General features: G+C 41.6%; 14 protein-coding genes and 6 pseudogenes. 2 read left to right on the plus strand and 18 right to left on the minus strand.

What is annotated here, in order from left to right:
* Positions 1 to 8 precede the first annotated feature (8 nt).
* From AEX56_RS04995 to rsmH, 6 genes and pseudogenes are all read right to left on the minus strand, one after another.
* Complete coding sequence (locus tag AEX56_RS04995) at positions 9 to 233, minus strand: DUF4059 family protein (protein ID WP_049618112.1); 225 nt, start codon at positions 231 to 233, stop codon at positions 9 to 11.
* A gap of 14 nt (positions 234 to 247) precedes the next feature.
* Positions 248 to 1527, minus strand: a pseudogene (locus tag AEX56_RS09245) (DEAD/DEAH box helicase).
* 58 nt (positions 1528 to 1585) lie between these two features.
* Positions 1586 to 2473, minus strand: a pseudogene (mraY, locus tag AEX56_RS05005) (phospho-N-acetylmuramoyl-pentapeptide-transferase); the annotation flags it as partial.
* A 1-nt stretch (position 2474) separates the two neighbouring features.
* Positions 2475 to 4733, minus strand: a complete 2259-nt coding sequence (pbp2x, locus tag AEX56_RS05010) for a penicillin-binding protein PBP2X (RefSeq protein WP_049618113.1) — start codon at positions 4731 to 4733, stop codon at positions 2475 to 2477.
* Positions 4733 to 5056 (minus strand): cell division protein FtsL, encoded by a 324-nt coding sequence (ftsL, locus tag AEX56_RS05015; protein ID WP_049618114.1) that lies wholly within the window; start codon positions 5054 to 5056, stop codon positions 4733 to 4735. The genes pbp2x and ftsL overlap by 1 nt, the downstream gene beginning before the upstream one ends.
* A 361-nt stretch (positions 5057 to 5417) precedes the next feature.
* A complete protein-coding gene (rsmH, locus tag AEX56_RS05020; RefSeq protein ID WP_049618115.1) occupies positions 5418 to 6368 on the minus strand; it encodes a 16S rRNA (cytosine(1402)-N(4))-methyltransferase RsmH in 951 nt (316 codons plus the stop codon).
* Between the two features lie 282 nt (positions 6369 to 6650).
* Here rsmH and AEX56_RS05025 point away from each other — a divergent pair, with 282 nt between their 5' ends.
* On the plus strand, positions 6651 to 8000 hold the full coding sequence (locus AEX56_RS05025; protein WP_049618116.1) for a TrkH family potassium uptake protein: 1350 nt from the start codon (positions 6651 to 6653) through the stop codon (positions 7998 to 8000).
* 10 nt (positions 8001 to 8010) lie between these two features.
* Positions 8011 to 8685, plus strand: a complete 675-nt coding sequence (locus AEX56_RS05030; protein WP_049618117.1) for a potassium channel family protein — start codon at positions 8011 to 8013, stop codon at positions 8683 to 8685.
* Between the two features lie 55 nt (positions 8686 to 8740).
* Here AEX56_RS05030 and AEX56_RS05035 read toward each other — a convergent pair whose 3' ends face one another.
* The 12 genes and pseudogenes from AEX56_RS05035 to xseA all read right to left on the minus strand — a co-directional run bounded on the left by AEX56_RS05035 (position 8741) and on the right by xseA (position 18254).
* Positions 8741 to 9175 carry a GNAT family N-acetyltransferase gene (locus AEX56_RS05035; RefSeq protein ID WP_236683004.1) on the minus strand — a complete coding sequence of 145 codons (435 nt, stop codon included), beginning with the start codon at positions 9173 to 9175 and terminating at the stop codon, positions 8741 to 8743.
* A 503-nt stretch (positions 9176 to 9678) separates the two neighbouring features.
* Entirely contained in the window at positions 9679 to 9954 is a 276-nt protein-coding gene (locus tag AEX56_RS05040) for an HU family DNA-binding protein (RefSeq protein WP_049618118.1), read from the minus strand.
* A 94-nt stretch (positions 9955 to 10048) separates the two neighbouring features.
* Entirely contained in the window at positions 10049 to 10657 is a 609-nt protein-coding gene (locus AEX56_RS05045; RefSeq protein WP_049618119.1) for a YpmS family protein, read from the minus strand.
* Positions 10626 to 11407 (minus strand): annotated as a pseudogene (locus AEX56_RS05050) (GDSL-type esterase/lipase family protein). Before AEX56_RS05050 ends, AEX56_RS05045 begins: the two are co-directional and overlap by 32 nt.
* Positions 11400 to 12233, minus strand: a complete 834-nt coding sequence (locus AEX56_RS05055; RefSeq protein ID WP_049618120.1) for a DegV family protein — start codon at positions 12231 to 12233, stop codon at positions 11400 to 11402. The pseudogene AEX56_RS05050 and the gene AEX56_RS05055 overlap by 8 nt, the downstream one beginning before the upstream one ends.
* A 95-nt stretch (positions 12234 to 12328) precedes the next feature.
* Positions 12329 to 12924: pseudogene (locus AEX56_RS05060) on the minus strand (HD domain-containing protein).
* A gap of 222 nt (positions 12925 to 13146) precedes the next feature.
* Positions 13147 to 14677: pseudogene (locus tag AEX56_RS05065) on the minus strand (DNA repair protein RecN).
* A gap of 3 nt (positions 14678 to 14680) precedes the next feature.
* Entirely contained in the window at positions 14681 to 15106 is a 426-nt protein-coding gene (locus tag AEX56_RS05070) for an arginine repressor (protein ID WP_049618121.1), read from the minus strand.
* A pseudogene (locus tag AEX56_RS05075) lies at positions 15093 to 15841 on the minus strand (TlyA family RNA methyltransferase). Before AEX56_RS05075 ends, AEX56_RS05070 begins: the two are co-directional and overlap by 14 nt.
* A gap of 7 nt (positions 15842 to 15848) precedes the next feature.
* Positions 15849 to 16718, minus strand: a complete 870-nt coding sequence (locus AEX56_RS05080; RefSeq protein WP_049618122.1) for a polyprenyl synthetase family protein — start codon at positions 16716 to 16718, stop codon at positions 15849 to 15851.
* Positions 16718 to 16936, minus strand: coding sequence for an exodeoxyribonuclease VII small subunit (locus AEX56_RS05085; protein ID WP_049618123.1), 219 nt, complete (start codon positions 16934 to 16936; stop codon positions 16718 to 16720). Before AEX56_RS05085 ends, AEX56_RS05080 begins: the two co-directional genes overlap by 1 nt.
* Positions 16911 to 18254 (minus strand): exodeoxyribonuclease VII large subunit, encoded by a 1344-nt coding sequence (xseA, locus tag AEX56_RS05090; protein ID WP_049618124.1) that lies wholly within the window; start codon positions 18252 to 18254, stop codon positions 16911 to 16913. The genes AEX56_RS05085 and xseA overlap by 26 nt, the downstream gene beginning before the upstream one ends.
* Positions 18255 to 18313: the final 59 nt, after the last annotated feature.

Raw genomic sequence — 18313 nt, forward strand, 5'->3', positions numbered from 1 at the left:
AGCTAAGCTCAAACGCGCATCATCAATAAAATGCCTAAAATGCCAAAAGAGACAATAGGAATCGTTAGTAAATTAATCAGCAAGAGGTCATAGAGGACCTGATGACGAGCTTCTAAGCTCGTGTCTAAGCCCCTAGCTGCTCGTCTGACAAACCAGATCAAACTAAGCACAACCACCACCAAGATGGCAATCAAGAGGCTTTGCAGGTAGAGACTGAGAATCGTTGATAACATAAGTCCTCCAACTCTTAGAAATTTTGACGTTTCGCCTTACGCTCCGCACGGCCCTTGGCACGCGCTTCCACACGCTTGGTTTTGCGACGTTTTTCGTCAACCGCCCACTTAATTTTTTTCTTGTAACCTGGCTTAACTTTTTTCTTTTTCTTTTTGACCAGTCCAATCATTTCTAAATCCAATTTTTCTTGGGATTTTTCACGATTGACACGGCGATCGCGATCATAAGTATCGACAAATTCCCCATTTTTGATTTCTTTTGGTTGAAATTTGATGTTGAGTTTTTCTAGCTCACGAATATCTGCGTCATCACTTGGTTGATAGAGTGTGATGGCAATACCTGATAAACCATTACGTCCCGTACGGCCAACACGATGAACGAAGAAGGACAAATCTTGCGGAATAGCATCGTTAATGACATGTGAGACCCCTTCAATGTCAATTCCGCGCGCTGCCAAATCCGTCGCTACAATGTATTCGTAATTAAGATTCTTGACTTGGGTCATAATCCGTTTGCGCTCACGTGGTAGTACATCGCCATGAATTTTAGCTGCTTTAAGACCGTTTGTCACCAAATAACTGTGCAATTCATCCGCGCGTTCCTTGGTGTTGACAAAAATCATAGCCAAGTATGGTTGCATGAGTTTGGTCATTTCTAAAATTTGGCTATTGCGGTCGCGTCCTTTGGTTGAAATCAACCAGTTTTCAATAGTATCCGAAATAACCGTCCGCGTTTTGATTTGTTCCATAACTGGATTGGTCAAATATTTCTTCAAAAACGGCTGCAATTTCTGCGGAATAGTCGCTGAAAAGACCAAGAACTGCAAGTGTTTTGGCAAGCTAGACGCAATCTTATCAACCGTTTCTAAGAACCCCATATCTAGAGTCATATCCGCTTCATCCACGACAAAGGTACTTGCCTTATGAATGGCTAAATCGCCTGATTTGACCAAGTCATAGATCCGTCCCGGAGTCCCAATCACGATGTGCGGTTGTTTGGATTGCAATTTGTCAATTTGACGATTTTTATCCGTTCCCCCTACATAATTGGTTACGTGGACTTCGATTTCAGAATGGTCCGCGATTTGCGATCGACTGCTTCATCCAGTTTTTGGAAAATTGGGATCAAAAAGGTATGGGTTTTCCCCGAACTTGTCTTTGATTCGCCGACTAAATCACGACCAGAAAAGACGACTGGAATCAATTTTTCTTGTACTTCGGTTGCTGTGACGAAGTCGATTTCTGCCAAAGCTTCTTGAATGTAATTTTTTAATGTAAATTCTGTAAATTTCATAGTTTCCTCTATCTCTTTCATTATAACACAAAAAAACAGCAGTTGACTGCTGTTAAACTAACTCCAAATGATGATGGAAGGGTGTCATTCGGAAAATACGACGGCCTTCGCCATATTTTTTCTTGGTATATTTGAAATGAGCAACCTGCAGCATAACAGAACTAGTTTCCATCACATAGACCAAGCCAATCAAAAGTAGAGTCCATTCCTGATGCAAAGCAATGGAAATCGTCGCTAGCATCCCACCAAGTGCCAAACTACCAACATCTCCCATAAAAATCTTAGCAGGCTTATGATTGTAAACAAAGAAACCAAGAAGCCCACCAATCATCGCCACACAGACCAATAGAATATCAAATTGTTGTTGGATAATGGCAATCATAGAATAGGCTGTTAAACTAATAACCACCGAAATGGAAGCTAAACCATCAATTCCATCTGTCAAGTTAACAGCATTTGAAAAGCCGACCAGCCAGAAAATCACAAAGAAAATATAAAGGACTCCTAGGTGCAGAGAGTAACCAAAAATGTTGAGTTCTCCTCCACCAGTACCTTGCACATGCACCAAATAGAAGACCAAACCTCCCAAAATCTGCAAGGCCATCTTTTGCTTTGCTTTAAAACCTTCGTTGATTTTACGGAAAATTTTTAAGAAATCATCTAGAAATCCAATGGTCCCATAGAGTAATAGTATGAACAGAATAGCTAGAACACCACCCGTTAACATTTGGAAGACGGTCGCAAATAGTAAAGTAGAGACAATAGCTACCGCCAAGAAGACCGTTCCACCCATGGTTGGAGTTCCCGCCTTAAATCGGTGTTGCTTCACATCTTCGTGCATTTGTTGCCCTTCAATTCGTTTATGTTGGTAGAAACGAATGAAGGTTGGAATGAGTAGAATTGTCCCTAGAAAGGACACAATCCCTGCTAAAATAGCAGAATACATATCAATCTCCTAAAGTAATAGTAATTTTTTTCGTTTTGTCAAGACCAGTCCCTGTCTTGACACTTTGCTTAATCGCGCGAGCCCCTACGCCTTCATAAACGATATCTATATCCAGCCATTTGCTAAATAAATCAACATTTTCCTTGGTCCAACCATACATATCTGGAACCTCAGAAAAGTTGCTCGTCAACAGCAACACTTGCTGGTTGCTAGCCAGGTTTTCGCCTTTTTTAAAGGAAGCCTTTATGATTTCTGGACCATTCCCCAATACAATTGGTTGCACCAGATTCCGACGCAATTCATCAGCTGTTGGACCAGGCACTTGTCCAATCACCTTGTCCAAAGAATAAGTCGTTTCTTGTGCAATCCCTACCAGATTTGGAGAGGCTGCTGTTAAATTCAAACTGTCTTTCAGCAGCATCGCTTCTTTCAATACAGGATTCACAATATCTTGCCAGCTAAGTATAGAAAAGGATTGAGGTTGTTGTAGTGTGACATACATGATAAATTCTGGATCTTCAGCTGGAACCATGGCAACAACTGAGTTGATATAGTCGTTCGGACCTTCCATGTACCCACCGCCGCCTGGTTTTGGAATTTGAGCAGTACCAGACTTGACAGCTACATTATAGCCATATACTTGAATAACTGCGCCACCTGCTGATCTTGAATAGAGAGTTCCATAGTAAGGATCCGTCCCCACCGTAATCATGTACTTTCTCGTCTCCTCGGCTGCTTTTTCTGATACTGGATGTCCCGCCACTTCTGGTTGCGAAAGACGAACGGAATTAGCATTTGGATCGTAGAGAGCTGACACAAATTTAGGCTCTAACATAGCACCGTTATTGCCAATCGCTGAAAACGCACGAAGCATTTGCACTTGTGTGGCATTGATCCCTTGACCAAAGGAACTCATGGCAATAGATACGATATTATCCTCCGGTAGCATCCCACCTGCTTCATCCATCATGCCAAAACGAGTCGGATACCCAAAGCGGAATTTAGAGAGATAATTCAACCATTTGTCGTCTCCCATTGACTGTTCCAGCCGCGTCATCCCAATATTACTAGACAAGGCAAATCCTTGAGCATAATTGAGGTATTCTGCATCCCGAGCACCTGAGTTGATCCCCCAGTCTTTAATGGTCGCATCTGCAATGGTATATTCATCATTGTAATAGGTGGTCGTAGTATTAAAAACACCCGAATCAATTGCAGAGGCAAGTGTCATAACCTTCATTGTCGAACCAGGCTCAATCTGATCTTGAAAAAGCATAGAGCGCCACACTAGATTTTTGTCATTTAGCCCCTCTTTTGTATCAGGATCAAAACTAGGACGTTGGGTGGTTGCTAAAATTTCACCTGTTTTAGCAGACATCAATGTTGCATTCGCATAGACACCTTTTGTCTTTTCATCAAAGACATCCATATTTGATTCCAAGGATCGTTGCAACTCTGCAGACAAGGTTGTGTAAACATCCTGCCCATCAACAGTCTGCGCCTGAACATTCTCTGTTCCTGGCAAAATACGCCCTTTGCTATCTTTCTCGTAGATAATTTTTCCATCTTGACCAGACAAGATATCATCTAGAGCATTTTCTAAACCTGACCGACCACTGAGACTTTGACTGCCGTCCTCGTTATCTTTCAACTGAGCAAGTCCGATAAAGAAGCTGGCGAAGTCTCCATTTGGATAAAGGCGCCCTGGACTGGTGTCAAAGGCAATTCCTTTAATCCCAGCCTTATCAGCATCTGTCTGGATATCGATCATGGTTCCATAGGAGATATTTTTCCCCAGAGGACCAAAATAAATTTGATTCAAATTGGGAAGTTTTAGTTGACCGATAACATAGTCCTTCTCAAAACCTAAACGTTCCTTTAAAATATCCGCTACTTTATCAAACTGACTTTCCTGCACAAATAACGGCTCATTGTTCGCTGATACATAGTCTTTATCAATTACGGCATAAATAGTATAGGTAGTTGAATCTTCTGCGATAGGCTTTCCTAAGCGATCATAGATTGTACCGCGGCGTGCTTGCACTGTAATTTCTTGTTGGTGAACACTCTGTGCACCTTCTGAAAGATTCTGTCCAAATTTTCTGTCTGTACCAGTGATAGTGGCAAAATTAATCAAAAAGACAAAAAACATAAAGACGGATAATAAAATTAAACTCTGCCCAACCCGTCGCCGGTTGCGAGACGGCAAACTACGATTTTGCAGAGCATATCGTACAATACGATTTCGTTTTCTCGGCATTATTCAGCTACTCCAATATTGTCATTATTTAAGGTCAATCCTGCCTTTTCAGCAATCTCCATCATCCGAGTACTGCGAGTCAATTCGTTTAGTGCCTGTTTGGCGTCATCTATTTCGACTTGTTTGGCACTGATATCCTGATTAACAGTGGCCATTTCAGACTGCACTTGCAAGAGTCGGGTCTGCATAAAAATAATGCCGATCGCTAAAATGAGCCCTGAGGCCACAATGCTGCCATAAAAAGCTTTTTCTACTCGGCTAAATGTCTTTATTTTTTCTTCAAGGACGCGCATGGTCGCATCGCGTTTTCGATCTTGTAACATAGAAACCTCTTTTTATTTTAGAGTGAAGAGAAGGTCTTCATTTGCTATTTCCCTTAAGTTTTCGAATTTTATTTTTAGTTGGAATGTACAACTATCCATTGGACAATCTAAAGCCATCGCACGATTTGATTCGAATAGCCTACTTAACTATTTCAGCACATCTAAACTTTGGGACCGAGACCCCAAAACTTCAGACTTATAAGAAAATGTTATTTTCGCTTGACTTTCTACCTGAATCAGTCTCCGAGAGAGTGAACGAAGCGAAAATACCGATAGCAGCTCACTTATGTTTGATAAGAACAAGATTTTTAATCTTACCAGCAGACCTACATAGTTTAAGTTGGTTTGGCTACCTTCTGGTTTACTTGTGGACTTTCTTAGCCACCCGTAACTTGGCAGAATGGGCACGATTATTGGCATCCAATTCTTCCTGACTTGGCAGGATTGGCTTACGATTGACCAATTCAAGCGGCGCTTTCATGTCTTCTGGAATAAATGGCAAACCTTTTGGAACATCTACCGTGCTAGCTTCTTTAAACAATTGCTTGGTTAAGCGATCTTCCAAAGAATGGAAGGTAATGACCGAAATTCGTCCATCTAACGCCAACAAGTCAATAGCTTGCCGGATAGACTCGTCCGCTGCACCTAGCTCATCATTGACCTCGATACGAATGGATTGGAAGATCTGCTTGGCAGGATGTCCTTTTTTCTTAAGCTCCTTGGCAGGCTTAGCTGACTTGATGATTTCAGCTAGCTCTGTCGTCGTCTCAATCGGCTTAATCTGGCGTGCTTGCTCAATTTTTCGAGCAATCTGTTTTGAAAATTTATCTTCACCATATTTGAAAAAAATGCGCACCAAATCATGGTAGTCATAGGCATTAACCACCTCATATGCCGTCAAATGTTGATCGCGATTCATCCGCATATCAAGCGGCGCATCTTTCTTATAAGAAAATCCACGCTCGCGCTCATCTAATTGGGGGCTAGAGACACCCAAGTCATAGCAAATGCCGTCAATCTCTGTCACACCTTCTTCTGCTAAACGTGCGTTCAGATTGCGGAAATTATCCTTAATAAAGGTCACCATTCCCCGCTCAATATACTCTTTTAGCCGAATCTGTGCATGTTCAATGGCTGTCTGATCCTGATCAAAAGTATAGAGATGTCCCTCTTCGTTTAATTGGCTAAGCAGATATTGGCTATGCCCCGCTCCACCCAAAGTTGCATCTACATAAATGCCATCAGGCTTTATATCTAAAAAATCAACTGTCTCGTGCAAGAGAACGCTTGTATGATTAAATTCCTTTGTCATATTTTATCATTATACCACAATTCCAAAAAACCAGCTTAAATCAGCTGATATAAACTTTTTAAAAAAATCATGTCACATATAATTGACATCCAATCTGCTACAGACAATAGGATTTTCCGTGATTTGTGGTTTTCTTTTTGGAAATTTTACACGCTACTATGACCAGTTTCATAAAGATTAAATCCATGCCGATACAAATAAGGGTGCGTTAGCCCTTTCTTCTTTTTTTTTCTCCAGAATATGTTACAATATCTTCATATTCAATTAAAAGAAGAGGAGATCATGTCTTTCTTACATGCAAAATTAACCGCATCACAGCGGATTATATTGAGCTTTATAGCTGTTATTTTCATCGGATCAATTCTACTAAGCTTACCAATTTCTCAACTCACTAGTTCACAAGCTACCTATTGGGACCACTTGTTTACAACCATTTCCATGGTCTGTGTGACAGGATTATTTACCGTTCCAGTCGCAGAAACCTACTCTACATTTGGACAAATTATTTCTATGATTTTAATCCAGATCGGTGGATTGAGCTTAATTAGTTTTATTGGTCTATTTTCTTTAAGGGCTAGACGTAAATTGAGTTTTGTCAATATGGCAACGCTCCAAGAAAGTCTCAGTCGAGATGACACGAGGGATTTCCCTAACTTTATCCTTTCTGTCTTTCAATTTACTTTCACTGTTGAGCTACTCGGCGCTATCTTACTAGCATTTCGTTTTGTACAAGAATTTGGCTGGTCGAAAGGCTTATTTACCTCTCTCTTTTTAGCCATTTCAGCCTTCTGTAATGCTGGTTTTGACAATATCGGTTCAGTTAGCTTGGTCAATTACATTGACAACCCACTCATTAACTTGGTGATTCCCGCCTTAATTATCATGGGAGGGCTTGGCTTTTCTGTTTGGTTTGATATTCAAACCCAATTCAAGAAAAAAAGGCAAGTCCGCAAGCTTCACTTCCATACTAAGGTCGTGCTAAGCATGACCGCCCTCATATTGAGTGCTGGAACCTTGATTACTTTACTGACAGAATTCAATAATTCTGGAACCATCGGACATCTATCCTTTATTGAGAAAATTTTAGCTAGTTTTTTCCAAACGGTTACCATGCGGACAGCAGGTTTTGCGACAATTGATTACACCAAGGCAAACCCTGTTACTCTTCTACTCTACGTCTTTCAAATGTTTCTTGGAGGAGCGCCAGGTGGTACAGCAGGTGGTCTAAAAATCACCGCTTTCTTGACGATTATCCTCTTCGCACGCAGTGAAATTTTAGGACTTCCTTATACTAATTTCATGTCACGGACCATTGATACTTTGACAATCCGAAAAGCCTTCGCAGTCTTTAGTGTCTTTACCATGACTTTCATTTTCGGACTTCTTGCCATCAGCGTGACCGACCCAACCATTCCTCTGATTCACCTGATTTTTGAAGTGATGTCTGCTCTAGCAACTGTTGGAGTAACGGCGAATTTAACGCCAAACCTCACGCAGGCTAGCCAACTCATTATCATGTTTCTTATGTTCTTCGGTCGAATTGGTCCAATGTCCATTTTGATGGGACTTTCCCGGAGAAATCCTGCTAAAGAAGATACCTTACATTATTCAAAATCATCCATGATTGTCTAAAGGAGAATTTATGCCTACTCAAACGATTGGGATTCTGGGCCTTGGCGTATTTGGTACCAGCATCGCAAAAACCCTCTGCAAATACAACAGCAACATCATCGCTGTTGACAACCACGAATCGCAAATCAATCAATTAGAAGCCATCTTGACACGTGGTGTTATCGGTGACATTACAGATAAAGATTTACTTCGTTCTGCTGGTATCGGTGCCTGCGACACAGTTGTTATCGCAACGGGAAACAACTTGGAATCGAGCGTTCTTGCTGTGCTGCACTGTAAAGCACTCGGTGTTCCAAAAGTCATTGCCAAAGCTAAGAGTAAGACAACCCGCGAAGTTCTCTTGAAAATCGGTGCTGATAAAGTAATCTCTCCTGAGCGTGAAACTGGTATTTCACTCGCAAAACATCTTCTTCACAATGATACTACTGAATTGATCGAATTGGATGAGCATGTGACGATTGTGGAATTTCAGCCACCTGCAAAATGGATTGGTAAAAATTTGGCACAACTTAAGTTGCGTCAAAACTACATGTTGAATATTATTGGCTACCGTAATAAATATACCAAAGAGCTCAATATTCAACTCTCCCCAGATTATATCTTTAAAGAAGATGAACTGATTATGGCGGTAACAGACAATAATACTGTTGACCATTTCGAAGAGTACACGAACCGTAGCGTCTAACAAAAAGCAAATACCCCAAGGAATAGAAATGATTTCTAATCCTTAGGGTATTTTCTTATAACCGAATTTCCATTCTAACCTTCTGAGGCTGCATTCCCATCCGCTCGTAAAACCGCAGAGCTCCTTGGTTGTCATTCCAAACATCTAAAGTCAAGTTGTGGCAGCCGATTTTCTTAGCATAGTTTACAGTGAAATCATAGAGTTTTTCACCGATTTTTTGACCACGCGCAGTGGTAGTCACACATAAATCATCAATAAAGAGAGTCTTGACAGGCTCCAGAATGGTACTATCCAGCTCGATAACCTCACAAAAAAGATGACCGAGAACCTGCCCATTCTTCTCATAAACAAATACGTTCTTGCTATCATCTTTGAGCAACATCTCCAGTTGTTTTTGAGAAAATTTCTGCCCACTAGCAGAAAACAAATCGGGGCGTGCAGTATGGTGGACCTGTAAAACCTCTTGTAATAAAGCATTCAATACGGGAATATCAGATAATTAGGCACGGCGAATATTCATGATGTTCTCCTCACAATTTATTATCCTAGCATAAACAGTGAGAGTTGTAAAATCAGCCCTCAGACTGATGGCAAAGAGAGTATTTTTCTTTATACTGTAAGTGTATCCTAAATTTTTCATAAATCTCCTGAAAGACCAGTTCACTCCAGAACTGGCCTTTTGTTTGGTTTTAAGGCAAAATGAGTCACTTCCTTCAGTATTTAGACATTCAAAATACTTACCTCTCAAGTAATTAAGCTTTGCAAGGCTAGAAACCACTCATTTTTTGTCCCACTTCTAACCTACCAATTCCAGTTTCCAACACTTGAAACCGTGACAAAAAGACCCATCACCAAGGAGAAACCTTGATAAGATGGGTCTTTTTGACGTTTTCGTCATGGACTACTGGTCTCTCTTTGTTCCGAGAAACTGTGAGAAACCTAGCATTCCTGACAGAGTACGTCTACGAAATCAAAGATTTCTGACTTACCGCCTTATTTAACTGCGTCTTTGAGGGCTTTACCAGCTTTGAACGCTGGAACTTTTGATGCAGCGATAGTGATTTCTGCACCAGTTTGTGGGTTGCGACCTGTACGAGCTGCACGTTCGCGAACTTCGAAGTTACCAAAGCCAATCAACTGAACTTTTTCACCAGCTGAAAGGCAGTCAGCTACTGCTGCAAATACTGCATCAACTGCTGCTGCTGAGTCTTTTTTAGTCAATGAAGTTGCTTCTGCAACTTTTGCGATCAAATCTTGTTTATTAGCCATTTTGCTAAGTCCTCCAATAATTTTCTGAGTTATTACTCACTCTCTTATCTTACCTAAAAAACTTGAATTGGTCAAGTTTTAGCACATCTTTTTCCTATTTTTTTCTATAAATGTCGAAAATAATCTGGTCATTGTAAAGGTCAATCGTATTGGCTTTTACATATATTTTTAGACTATTTTTGATTTCATTTAATTGCACATGTACAGTAGCTTTTTCTTCATCCAGAGTAACAAAATAGGGGAACTTATAATGTTTTTTGAGATAATTAAAAACTTCTTTACGAGGTAAGGAAAGAGTACCGACTGAAATTTCAGAAACACGCAAAAGAACACTTCCATCTTCTAACTTACTGGGTTGAAAATAGATATATAAGGGAATCCGAGCCCCTAAAAGTTCATAGATCCCTTCAAACAGCATAAACTGGTTCGTTGCGTACAGTTTGTAAGAAAATTGATCCGTCTGATAGGACTCCAAGTAGGTTACAATAGTATCATTTAACTGGCTACGAGTCGTAGAAAAAGTCCCTATTTTTGTATCTGCCTCCGTCTCAACACGTGCAATTCGACTAGTGTCTTCCCTAGGTGTTTGAATGCGGTCAAATAGGACAATGCCGAGCGCCATAATACTGGACAGTAAAAGTAAAAATGCCCATTTCCAACCATTTTTGGGTCTATTTATTTGTCCACTCTTGTTTTGTTTCACGAATTTTCTCCATTATTGCTTCTTTCATGATTTCATAGCCGGTATTATTGGGATGAAAATGATCCTCTTCATAGAGAAGATTATTGAGTACCCGCCCGCCTGACTCTCCAGCTTCTGTGATAGCTTCCTGACCGTTTAAACCGCGATAGAGTAAGTCATTGATAGGTACAAAATAAACCCTGTCTTTGCCTTTAATTGTCTCTTCCGTCGTCTGATTCCAATTAAGATATAAATCGATAAATCAGGGTTGTCCTTCCGAGCTAGATTAATAATTCTTTCCAGACGATGGCTGTAGTCTTTTTGCGGTTGGTCAAAAGTAGCTACTTCTAAATCTAGAATATTGTCCAAAATAACCTTACGCAGGTCATTGCCTCCAACAGTTAGGGTCATCAACTGAGCATCTTTGAGACTGGTCCCAATTTCTGGATCTTCTTTCATGCGTTTGAGAATTTGCTTGCTGGTATTCCCAGAAACACCATAATTATTGGTCGTCATAAGGTAACCATATTCATTTGTCAAGCTTTGAGATAGCAAGGGAACAAAGCCACCTTGTCCTGTCACATCCCCCACACCTTGAGTAAGGGAGTCTCCCAAGGCTACATAATGAACTTGACTAGGCTTAGCCACTTCATAATCCTTCTTGGTGAGGACTGGCTCAGCTATTGGCACCAAAAGCTGAAAAAAGAAAATAAAAGCCAAAAGGCTGGCAAAAAAGATGACCAGCACCTGTAATAATGTTCGATTATTCATAGCGTACTAAAATCGCCCAAGCATCTTCACCCGTGTGAGTCTGGATAATAGAGCCGGTCTCTAAAATTGAAATAGGTTGTGGCACGTATGCTTGCAACTTGTCTTTAATTTCCTGAGCAAAGGCAGGAGTCCCTGCGTAAGAAATTCCTAATTCAGCAACTTTCTTATCGGACAGATCGTCGATAAATTCGTCCAACCATTTTTTGAACGTTTTCGCTCCACGTCCTTTGACAATCGGATTGAGCTGGTGGTCTTTCATTTGCATAATGACACGTATATTGAGAAGGGAACTCAGGAGCCCCGTCACGCGACCGATACGACCACCTTTAACTAGGTTTTCAAGAGTAGAAACACCGATATAAAGCTCTGTCTTGTCTTTCACTCGTTCTATAGCCGTAAGAATCTCTTCTTTTGTAGCGCCAGCTTTTGCCATACGAGCCGCCTCAACCACTTGAAACTTAGCTGCTTGGTCTGTAAAGCTTGAGTCAATTACCGTCACATCTGCACCAGACAAGGTCGCCCCCTGCCGGGCAGCTTCTACAGTACCAGATAGGGCATGTGACAAGTGAATAGAAATGATTTGGCTACCATCGCTAGCAAGATCAGAGAACATTTCTGCAAACAAACCAACTGGTGGCTGACTTGTTTTTGGAAGTGCCTTGCTAGTGCGCATGAGCTGCAAAAATTGACCTTCTTCCAAATCATTATCTGAATAGACAACTCCGTCCACCATGACAGAGAGTGGAATAACTGTAATCCCCAATTCTGCTACCAATTCTGGTTCAATAGTGGTACTTGAGTCCGTTACGATTTTAATAGTCGTCATATCTCTTCCTACTTTTTCTTTCTAGTCTGATCTTCTCCATTATATCAAAGAATTGAAAAAATGGAAATGGTTGGGGTAAGCATTTATCAATTTAGCTAGCGCTTTCCTTCCCATTCTGCATAGAATTGTTCTAGGTAGTTTTCAAGAAAGACATGCCGCTCCGCTGCTAGTTTTTTAGCCGTCTCAGTGTTCATCAACTCTTTTGCGTCATATTTTCTCGCACAGTCAAGTTGGGATCATGAATCAGACGTCCCTTATTACCTGAAAACGCCATGGTCCTAGCTATGCCGATAGCCCCGATGGCATCCAAACGGTCTGCATCCTGCACAACCTGACCTTCTAAGGTTAACTGAACATCTAGCTGTGTCCCGCCTTTGTAGGACATGTGTTTGATAATGTGAAGAACAGTTTCTTGCACAGAGTGCTCTACTTCTTGCTCATCGAGCCATGCTTGTACCTGAGCTAACCCCGCTTCTTCTGTTCCTGCAATTTTCTCATCGGCTATATCATGCAAGAGCGCAGTTAATTGACAAACGAAAGAGTCCGCTCCTTCTTCTGTTGCTATTCTCTTAGCTAAATTGCGCACACGCCCAATATGCCACCAATCATGTCCGCTAGCTTCACCGGTTAATTTCTCTTGGACAAATTGCTCAGTTTGATGCAAAATCTGCTCTTCTTTTTCTGTCACGATGATTCCTTTCTCAGCAAAGTGATGATCAATGAGTTGAAGCCAAAAAGAGTTCCACACTCATTTTTTAAGATTTTATTGAAAGTACCTAGCATTAACAAATCATGTTCCCAACTTTGAACAAAAGTTTTAAGAAAAACTCATTTCATTCCCAAACGAAATGGTTCACCAGACTTGCTACAGTTCATGAAAAACATCTCTACTCGAGACTTTTTTGTCTCACTCTTATTTTGCCAATAATTCTCTAGCCTGAGTACGAGCTGCCTCTGACACCTGATCCCCAGCCAGCATTTTTGCAATTTCTTCTACACGTTCATCCATTGCCAGCAATCGGACACGAGACACGGTGCTCGCTTCATCAGACACTTTTTCTATGAAAAATTGATGATCGGCGATGGCGATAACCTGAGGTAAATGCGAAATAGCAAGCACTTGACCATGTTGTCCGATTTTATATATTTTTTGGGCAATGGCTTGCGCAACACGGCCAGAAACACCTGTATCAACTTCATCAAAAACGATAGACGTTTTATCTTCACGACGCGAAAAGGCAGATTTGATGGCCAGCATAAGGCGAGACAAAACTCAATCTGTTCGTTTCCCTGACGGCTAAATTTTGCCTTTGAAAATTGTACCTGAAAACGTGCTTTCTCCATGTACAAATCTTGTAATTCCTGGCGAATCTCTTCCTCCAGTACAGTTGCTAAACGATGGCGTTCTTGACTCAGTTTTCCAGCTAATTCTACCAAGGCATACTCGGCTGATTTAAGTTGGCTTTCCAAATCCTGTTCCGATAAATCTGCGCCCGTCAGATGATTGTATTCGTCTGTGATTTTGGAGAAATAATGGAGGACATCATCCACGGTACCACCGTATTTTCGCGTAATTGAATGAATCAAATCCAAACGTGATTCCACCTGCAAGAGACGATTGCCATCAAAGTCCATATCATCCAAGAGATCACCCAAACGCTTGGTCACATCTTCTAAAACGTAATAAGAATCGCTCAGGCTACTAGCTATTTCCTTATACTCAACATCGTATTCTTCCAAACTTTCCATGTCATGGTCAGTGTATCTGCAATTTGCTTGTGGTTGAGCAATTTTTCTCGCTCTTTCATCAAGTTCAGGTCTTCCTGACTTTGGAGCGCAGCCGCTTCTATCTCTGCCATTTGAAACTCCAGCATTTCAATCCGCGCTTTGTGCTCTTGCTCATTTTTTTGCTTGTCCAAGACCAGTTTGCGAATGGTCCGATAGGTCTCAAAAGCAGCTTGGTAGTCTGATTTTAAATTCCAAAAATCTTCCTGACCGAAGGAATCCAGCAGTCCAATATGATGCTGACCTTTCATCAGTTCTTCCTGATCATGCTGACCGTGGATATCGACCAAATGCTGACCAACTTCTTTTAAGACAGACAAATTAACCAACTGGCCATTAATCCGACTGATAGATCGACCATTTGCCAATACTTCGCGACGGATAATCAATTCTTCTGTCGCTTCAATGCCTTGCTCTTCTAGATAATCAAAAAGTGCTCTGTCCTTCTCCACTAAAAAGAGCCCTTCCATCTCCGCCTTTGGCTTGCCATGACGAATGACATCCGTTGTCGCACGCGCACCCAAGAGCAGATTCATAGCATCAATAATAATGGATTTTCCTGCACCTGTTTCCCCGGTTAAAACGGTCATCCCCTTGTCAAAAGCCAGACGAACTTCCTCGATAATAGCGAAATTTTTAATCGAAATTTCCAGTAACATAGCCTACCAAACTTTCAAGTTTTCTTCCAATTCTGGCAAAAATTCTTCATCTTTGACAATCATCAAGAGACTATCATCATCTGCGATAATACTGAAGAGCTGGTCTGCAAAACGATCGATAATATGGCGTTTCACCACCGTAGAGCTTCCCGGCACCAACTTCACATTCAGCATATTGCCCATTTTTTCTACTTCTAAAATGTTACTCATTTGATGTTTCAAAGCTGAAGATTTTGGCAAACCATAAATGTAGCCACTATCCTTTGAAGGTACCTTAACAATCCCCAGTTCCTTGATATCTCGTGACACCGTAGCTTGAGTTGCCACAATGTCCATTCCCCTCAAGCGCTCAACAATTTCTTCCTGCGTATCAATTGGATAGAGCAGCACCATGTCCCTAATGACTTGTAAACGTTCACTCTTTCTCATCTTTTTTAAACTCCTCATGTGCTTTTTCTACGATTGGTTCAATAGCAGAGCTGACAAAATTTTCAGCTACAGCAGATTTTTCCAAATGAGCCAAAAATTCGATATTGCCATGACCACCCTGAATCGGTGAAAAATCTAAGCCTCTAACTGTAAATCCATAATCCACCGCAAAATCTGTTACTTTTTTAAGAACAGCTATGTGCACTGCCTTGTCTCGTACAATACCATTTTTGCCAATGGCTTCGCGCCCCGCTTCAAATTGAGGTTTGATCAGCGCTACAACCTGACCGCCCTGGCAAACTCTGGCAAGCCTTCTGTGAAATCAGAGGCTTTGGCATAACGAAAATTGTACTGTTCCATGGAACGTACACGCTCGTCCTGACGCAATTTCCAAACTAGTTGATTGGTACCGACATCCACTGCATAGACCAACTTGGCGCCACTTTGCAGCATTACATCTGTGAATCCCCCCGTTGAAGCCCCGATATCAATGGTCGTTTTCTCTTCCGTTGAAATATCAAAAACCTGCAGAGCTTTTTCTAATTTGAGTCCACCACGGCTAACATATTTGAGCTTTTCTCCCTTGAGTTTCAGTTCAGTTGATTCATCAATTTTTTCACCTGGCTTGTCATAACGCTCACCGTTGAGCACGCTAACCACTAGCCCAGCCATGACGCCACGCTTAGCCTGTTCACGCGTCTCAAACAACCCTTGCTTAAAAGCCAGTACATCCACTCTTTACTTAGGCATGAAGTCTCAACCTTTCTATCATTTGGAGAATTTGATTCGCATCAAACCCTTCTTGTTCTTCTAATTTTTGGAAAATAGCTATCGCTTGATCCAAGTCTTGGTTGAGGACGTGATAAGATTGGTCCGAACCAAACAAACTTGGATAGGTTGATTTCTCAGCTACCAAGTCTTTTTGAGGCGTCTTGCCGATTTCTTCAAAGGTGGCCGTCACATCCAAAATATCGTCGCGCACCTGAAAAGCATGACCAATCAAACTACCAGCTTGAACTAATTGACCACAGATCTTCTCGTCCTTCTCCGCGATAATTCCCGCTGCCAAAAACGGAAAGGTCAAGAGCGCCCCTGTTTTCCCAGCATGGATGGCTTGCAATTCTTCTAAACTCAAGCGTCTACCTTCACCAGCCATATCAAGTTTTTGTCCACCGACCATTCCGAAAGTCCCAGAAAAACGCGATAAGGCTTGAACCAACCGCACCTGTATCCTTGCAGGCAAATCAGCCTCTGCTATTAAGCCATAGGCATCCAAAAAGAGCGAATCACCTGCTAAAATAGCAGTCGCTTCATCAAATTTTTTGTGATTGGTCAAACGTCCTCGGCGATAGTCATCATCATCCATGGCAGGAAGGTCATCGTGTATCAGGCTACCTGTATGAATCATCTCCACCGCAGCTGCCACATCAAAGTGAGCTTCTTTCAATTCCAGACCAAATCCTTCCAGTACTTGCAGGAGCATGAGTGGACGAATCCGCTTGCCACCACTATCGACTGAATACAAAATAGCCTCAATCAAGTCACTTGAAATAGCGTCCTGACTAGCATAATAGCGCCGAATGGCCGTATCAATTCCAGCTAACTTTTCCATTAGACTTCCATTTCTGTCTCAGTACCATCTGCTTGCATGACTTTGACCAGTGTTTTTTCAGCCTCTGTCAAGGTTTTTTGCAAATCTTTTGATAAGATCACGCCTTTTTGAAATTCAGCAAGCGCCTCTTCCAAAGGAACATCACCTTGCTCCAATTTGGTTACAATTTCTTCCAGTACTAGCAAATTTTCTTCAAATGTTTTCTTTTCTTTGGACATTTTTTACCTCTGTTTCCACCTGACCATCCTGCATGCGGATGATCAGTGGTATTTCTTGATCTATTTTTTCTACGCTGTCGATGATTTGCCCTTCTTGTTCCACCATAGCATAGCCGCGTGCCACAATACGCGTAGTATCTAGCATAATCAGGGCTTCCATCAACTTTTCGGCACGTGCCAACTTATTGTCATAGATATTGGCCATGTTGCTTCTAAGCAATCGCTCTTGCTGGCTGACCTTCTCGCTTATCCGTGCCACTTTTTGTTCCAAATCAAGAGCCAATAAGCGGTGCTGTAAGAGAGCTTTTTTTTGGACTTTCTCCCGATGGTGGTAGACCATTCGGTCTGCCAACCCACTAGATAAGCGATCCAATTTTTGCAAATAACCATCATACAAGCGTTCTGGTTGACGAAAAATGACCGATTGACGAATGCGTTTCAATTGGCTATCCAGATATTGGATACGATTGGTCAAGGCCTTATGCGCTCGTTTTTCCTGTTGATGAAGGTGCTGCAAGACATCAATTTTTGTCACAGGTGTTGCAAGCTCAGCTGCTGCTGTCGGAGTTGCTGCTCTGCGATCGGCGACGAAATCCGCCAAAGTTGTATCCGTCTCATGTCCCACACTGGAAATGATAGGGAGTCGCGATTCAAATATGGCCCGCACGACGATTTCTTCATTGAAAGACCAGAGGTCTTCGATAGAACCACCACCGCGTCCTACAATGAGAACATCCAAATCATCCCGACGATTAGCCCGCACAATATTTTCTACTACATTTTCAGCAGAACCAGGTCCCTGAACCTTGGTCGGATAGAGTACAATTTCCACGCCTGGAAAACGGCGGGAAACAGTCGTGATAATATCCTGGATGACCGCACCACTTGGACTCGTAATCACCCCAATCTTCTTGACAAACCTTGGCAAATCCTGCTTAAACTCGGACTTAAATAGACCTTCTTTTTGAAGGGCATTTTTTAGTTGCTCGAACTGAATAGCCAGAGCCCCAATGCCATCTGGTTCAATTTTTTCAATGATGATGGAATAGGATCCACTGGGCTCATAGAGCTGTACGCGCCCCACTACATTGACCTTCATCCCTTCTTCCAAATCAAAGCCAAGGTTTTTGTAAATACCTGCCCAAACCGTCGCTTGAATAACTGCCTTATCATCTTTGAGCGAAAAATACTGATGAGTCGGGCGCTTGCGGAAATTGGAAACCTGCCCCGTCAAATAGACCTTTTCTAAATAGGGATCTCGATCAAACTTTAATTTCAAATATTTGGTCAAATGACTGACCGACAAATAATCCGACATGACTCCCCTTCTTTTTTCTCTTGAACATCTATACAATTATACCATTTTTTTGTATAAAG

The organism is Streptococcus sp. X13SY08 (assembly GCF_001182825.2).
In the GTDB taxonomy this organism is placed as follows: Bacteria; Bacillota; Bacilli; order Lactobacillales; family Streptococcaceae; genus Streptococcus.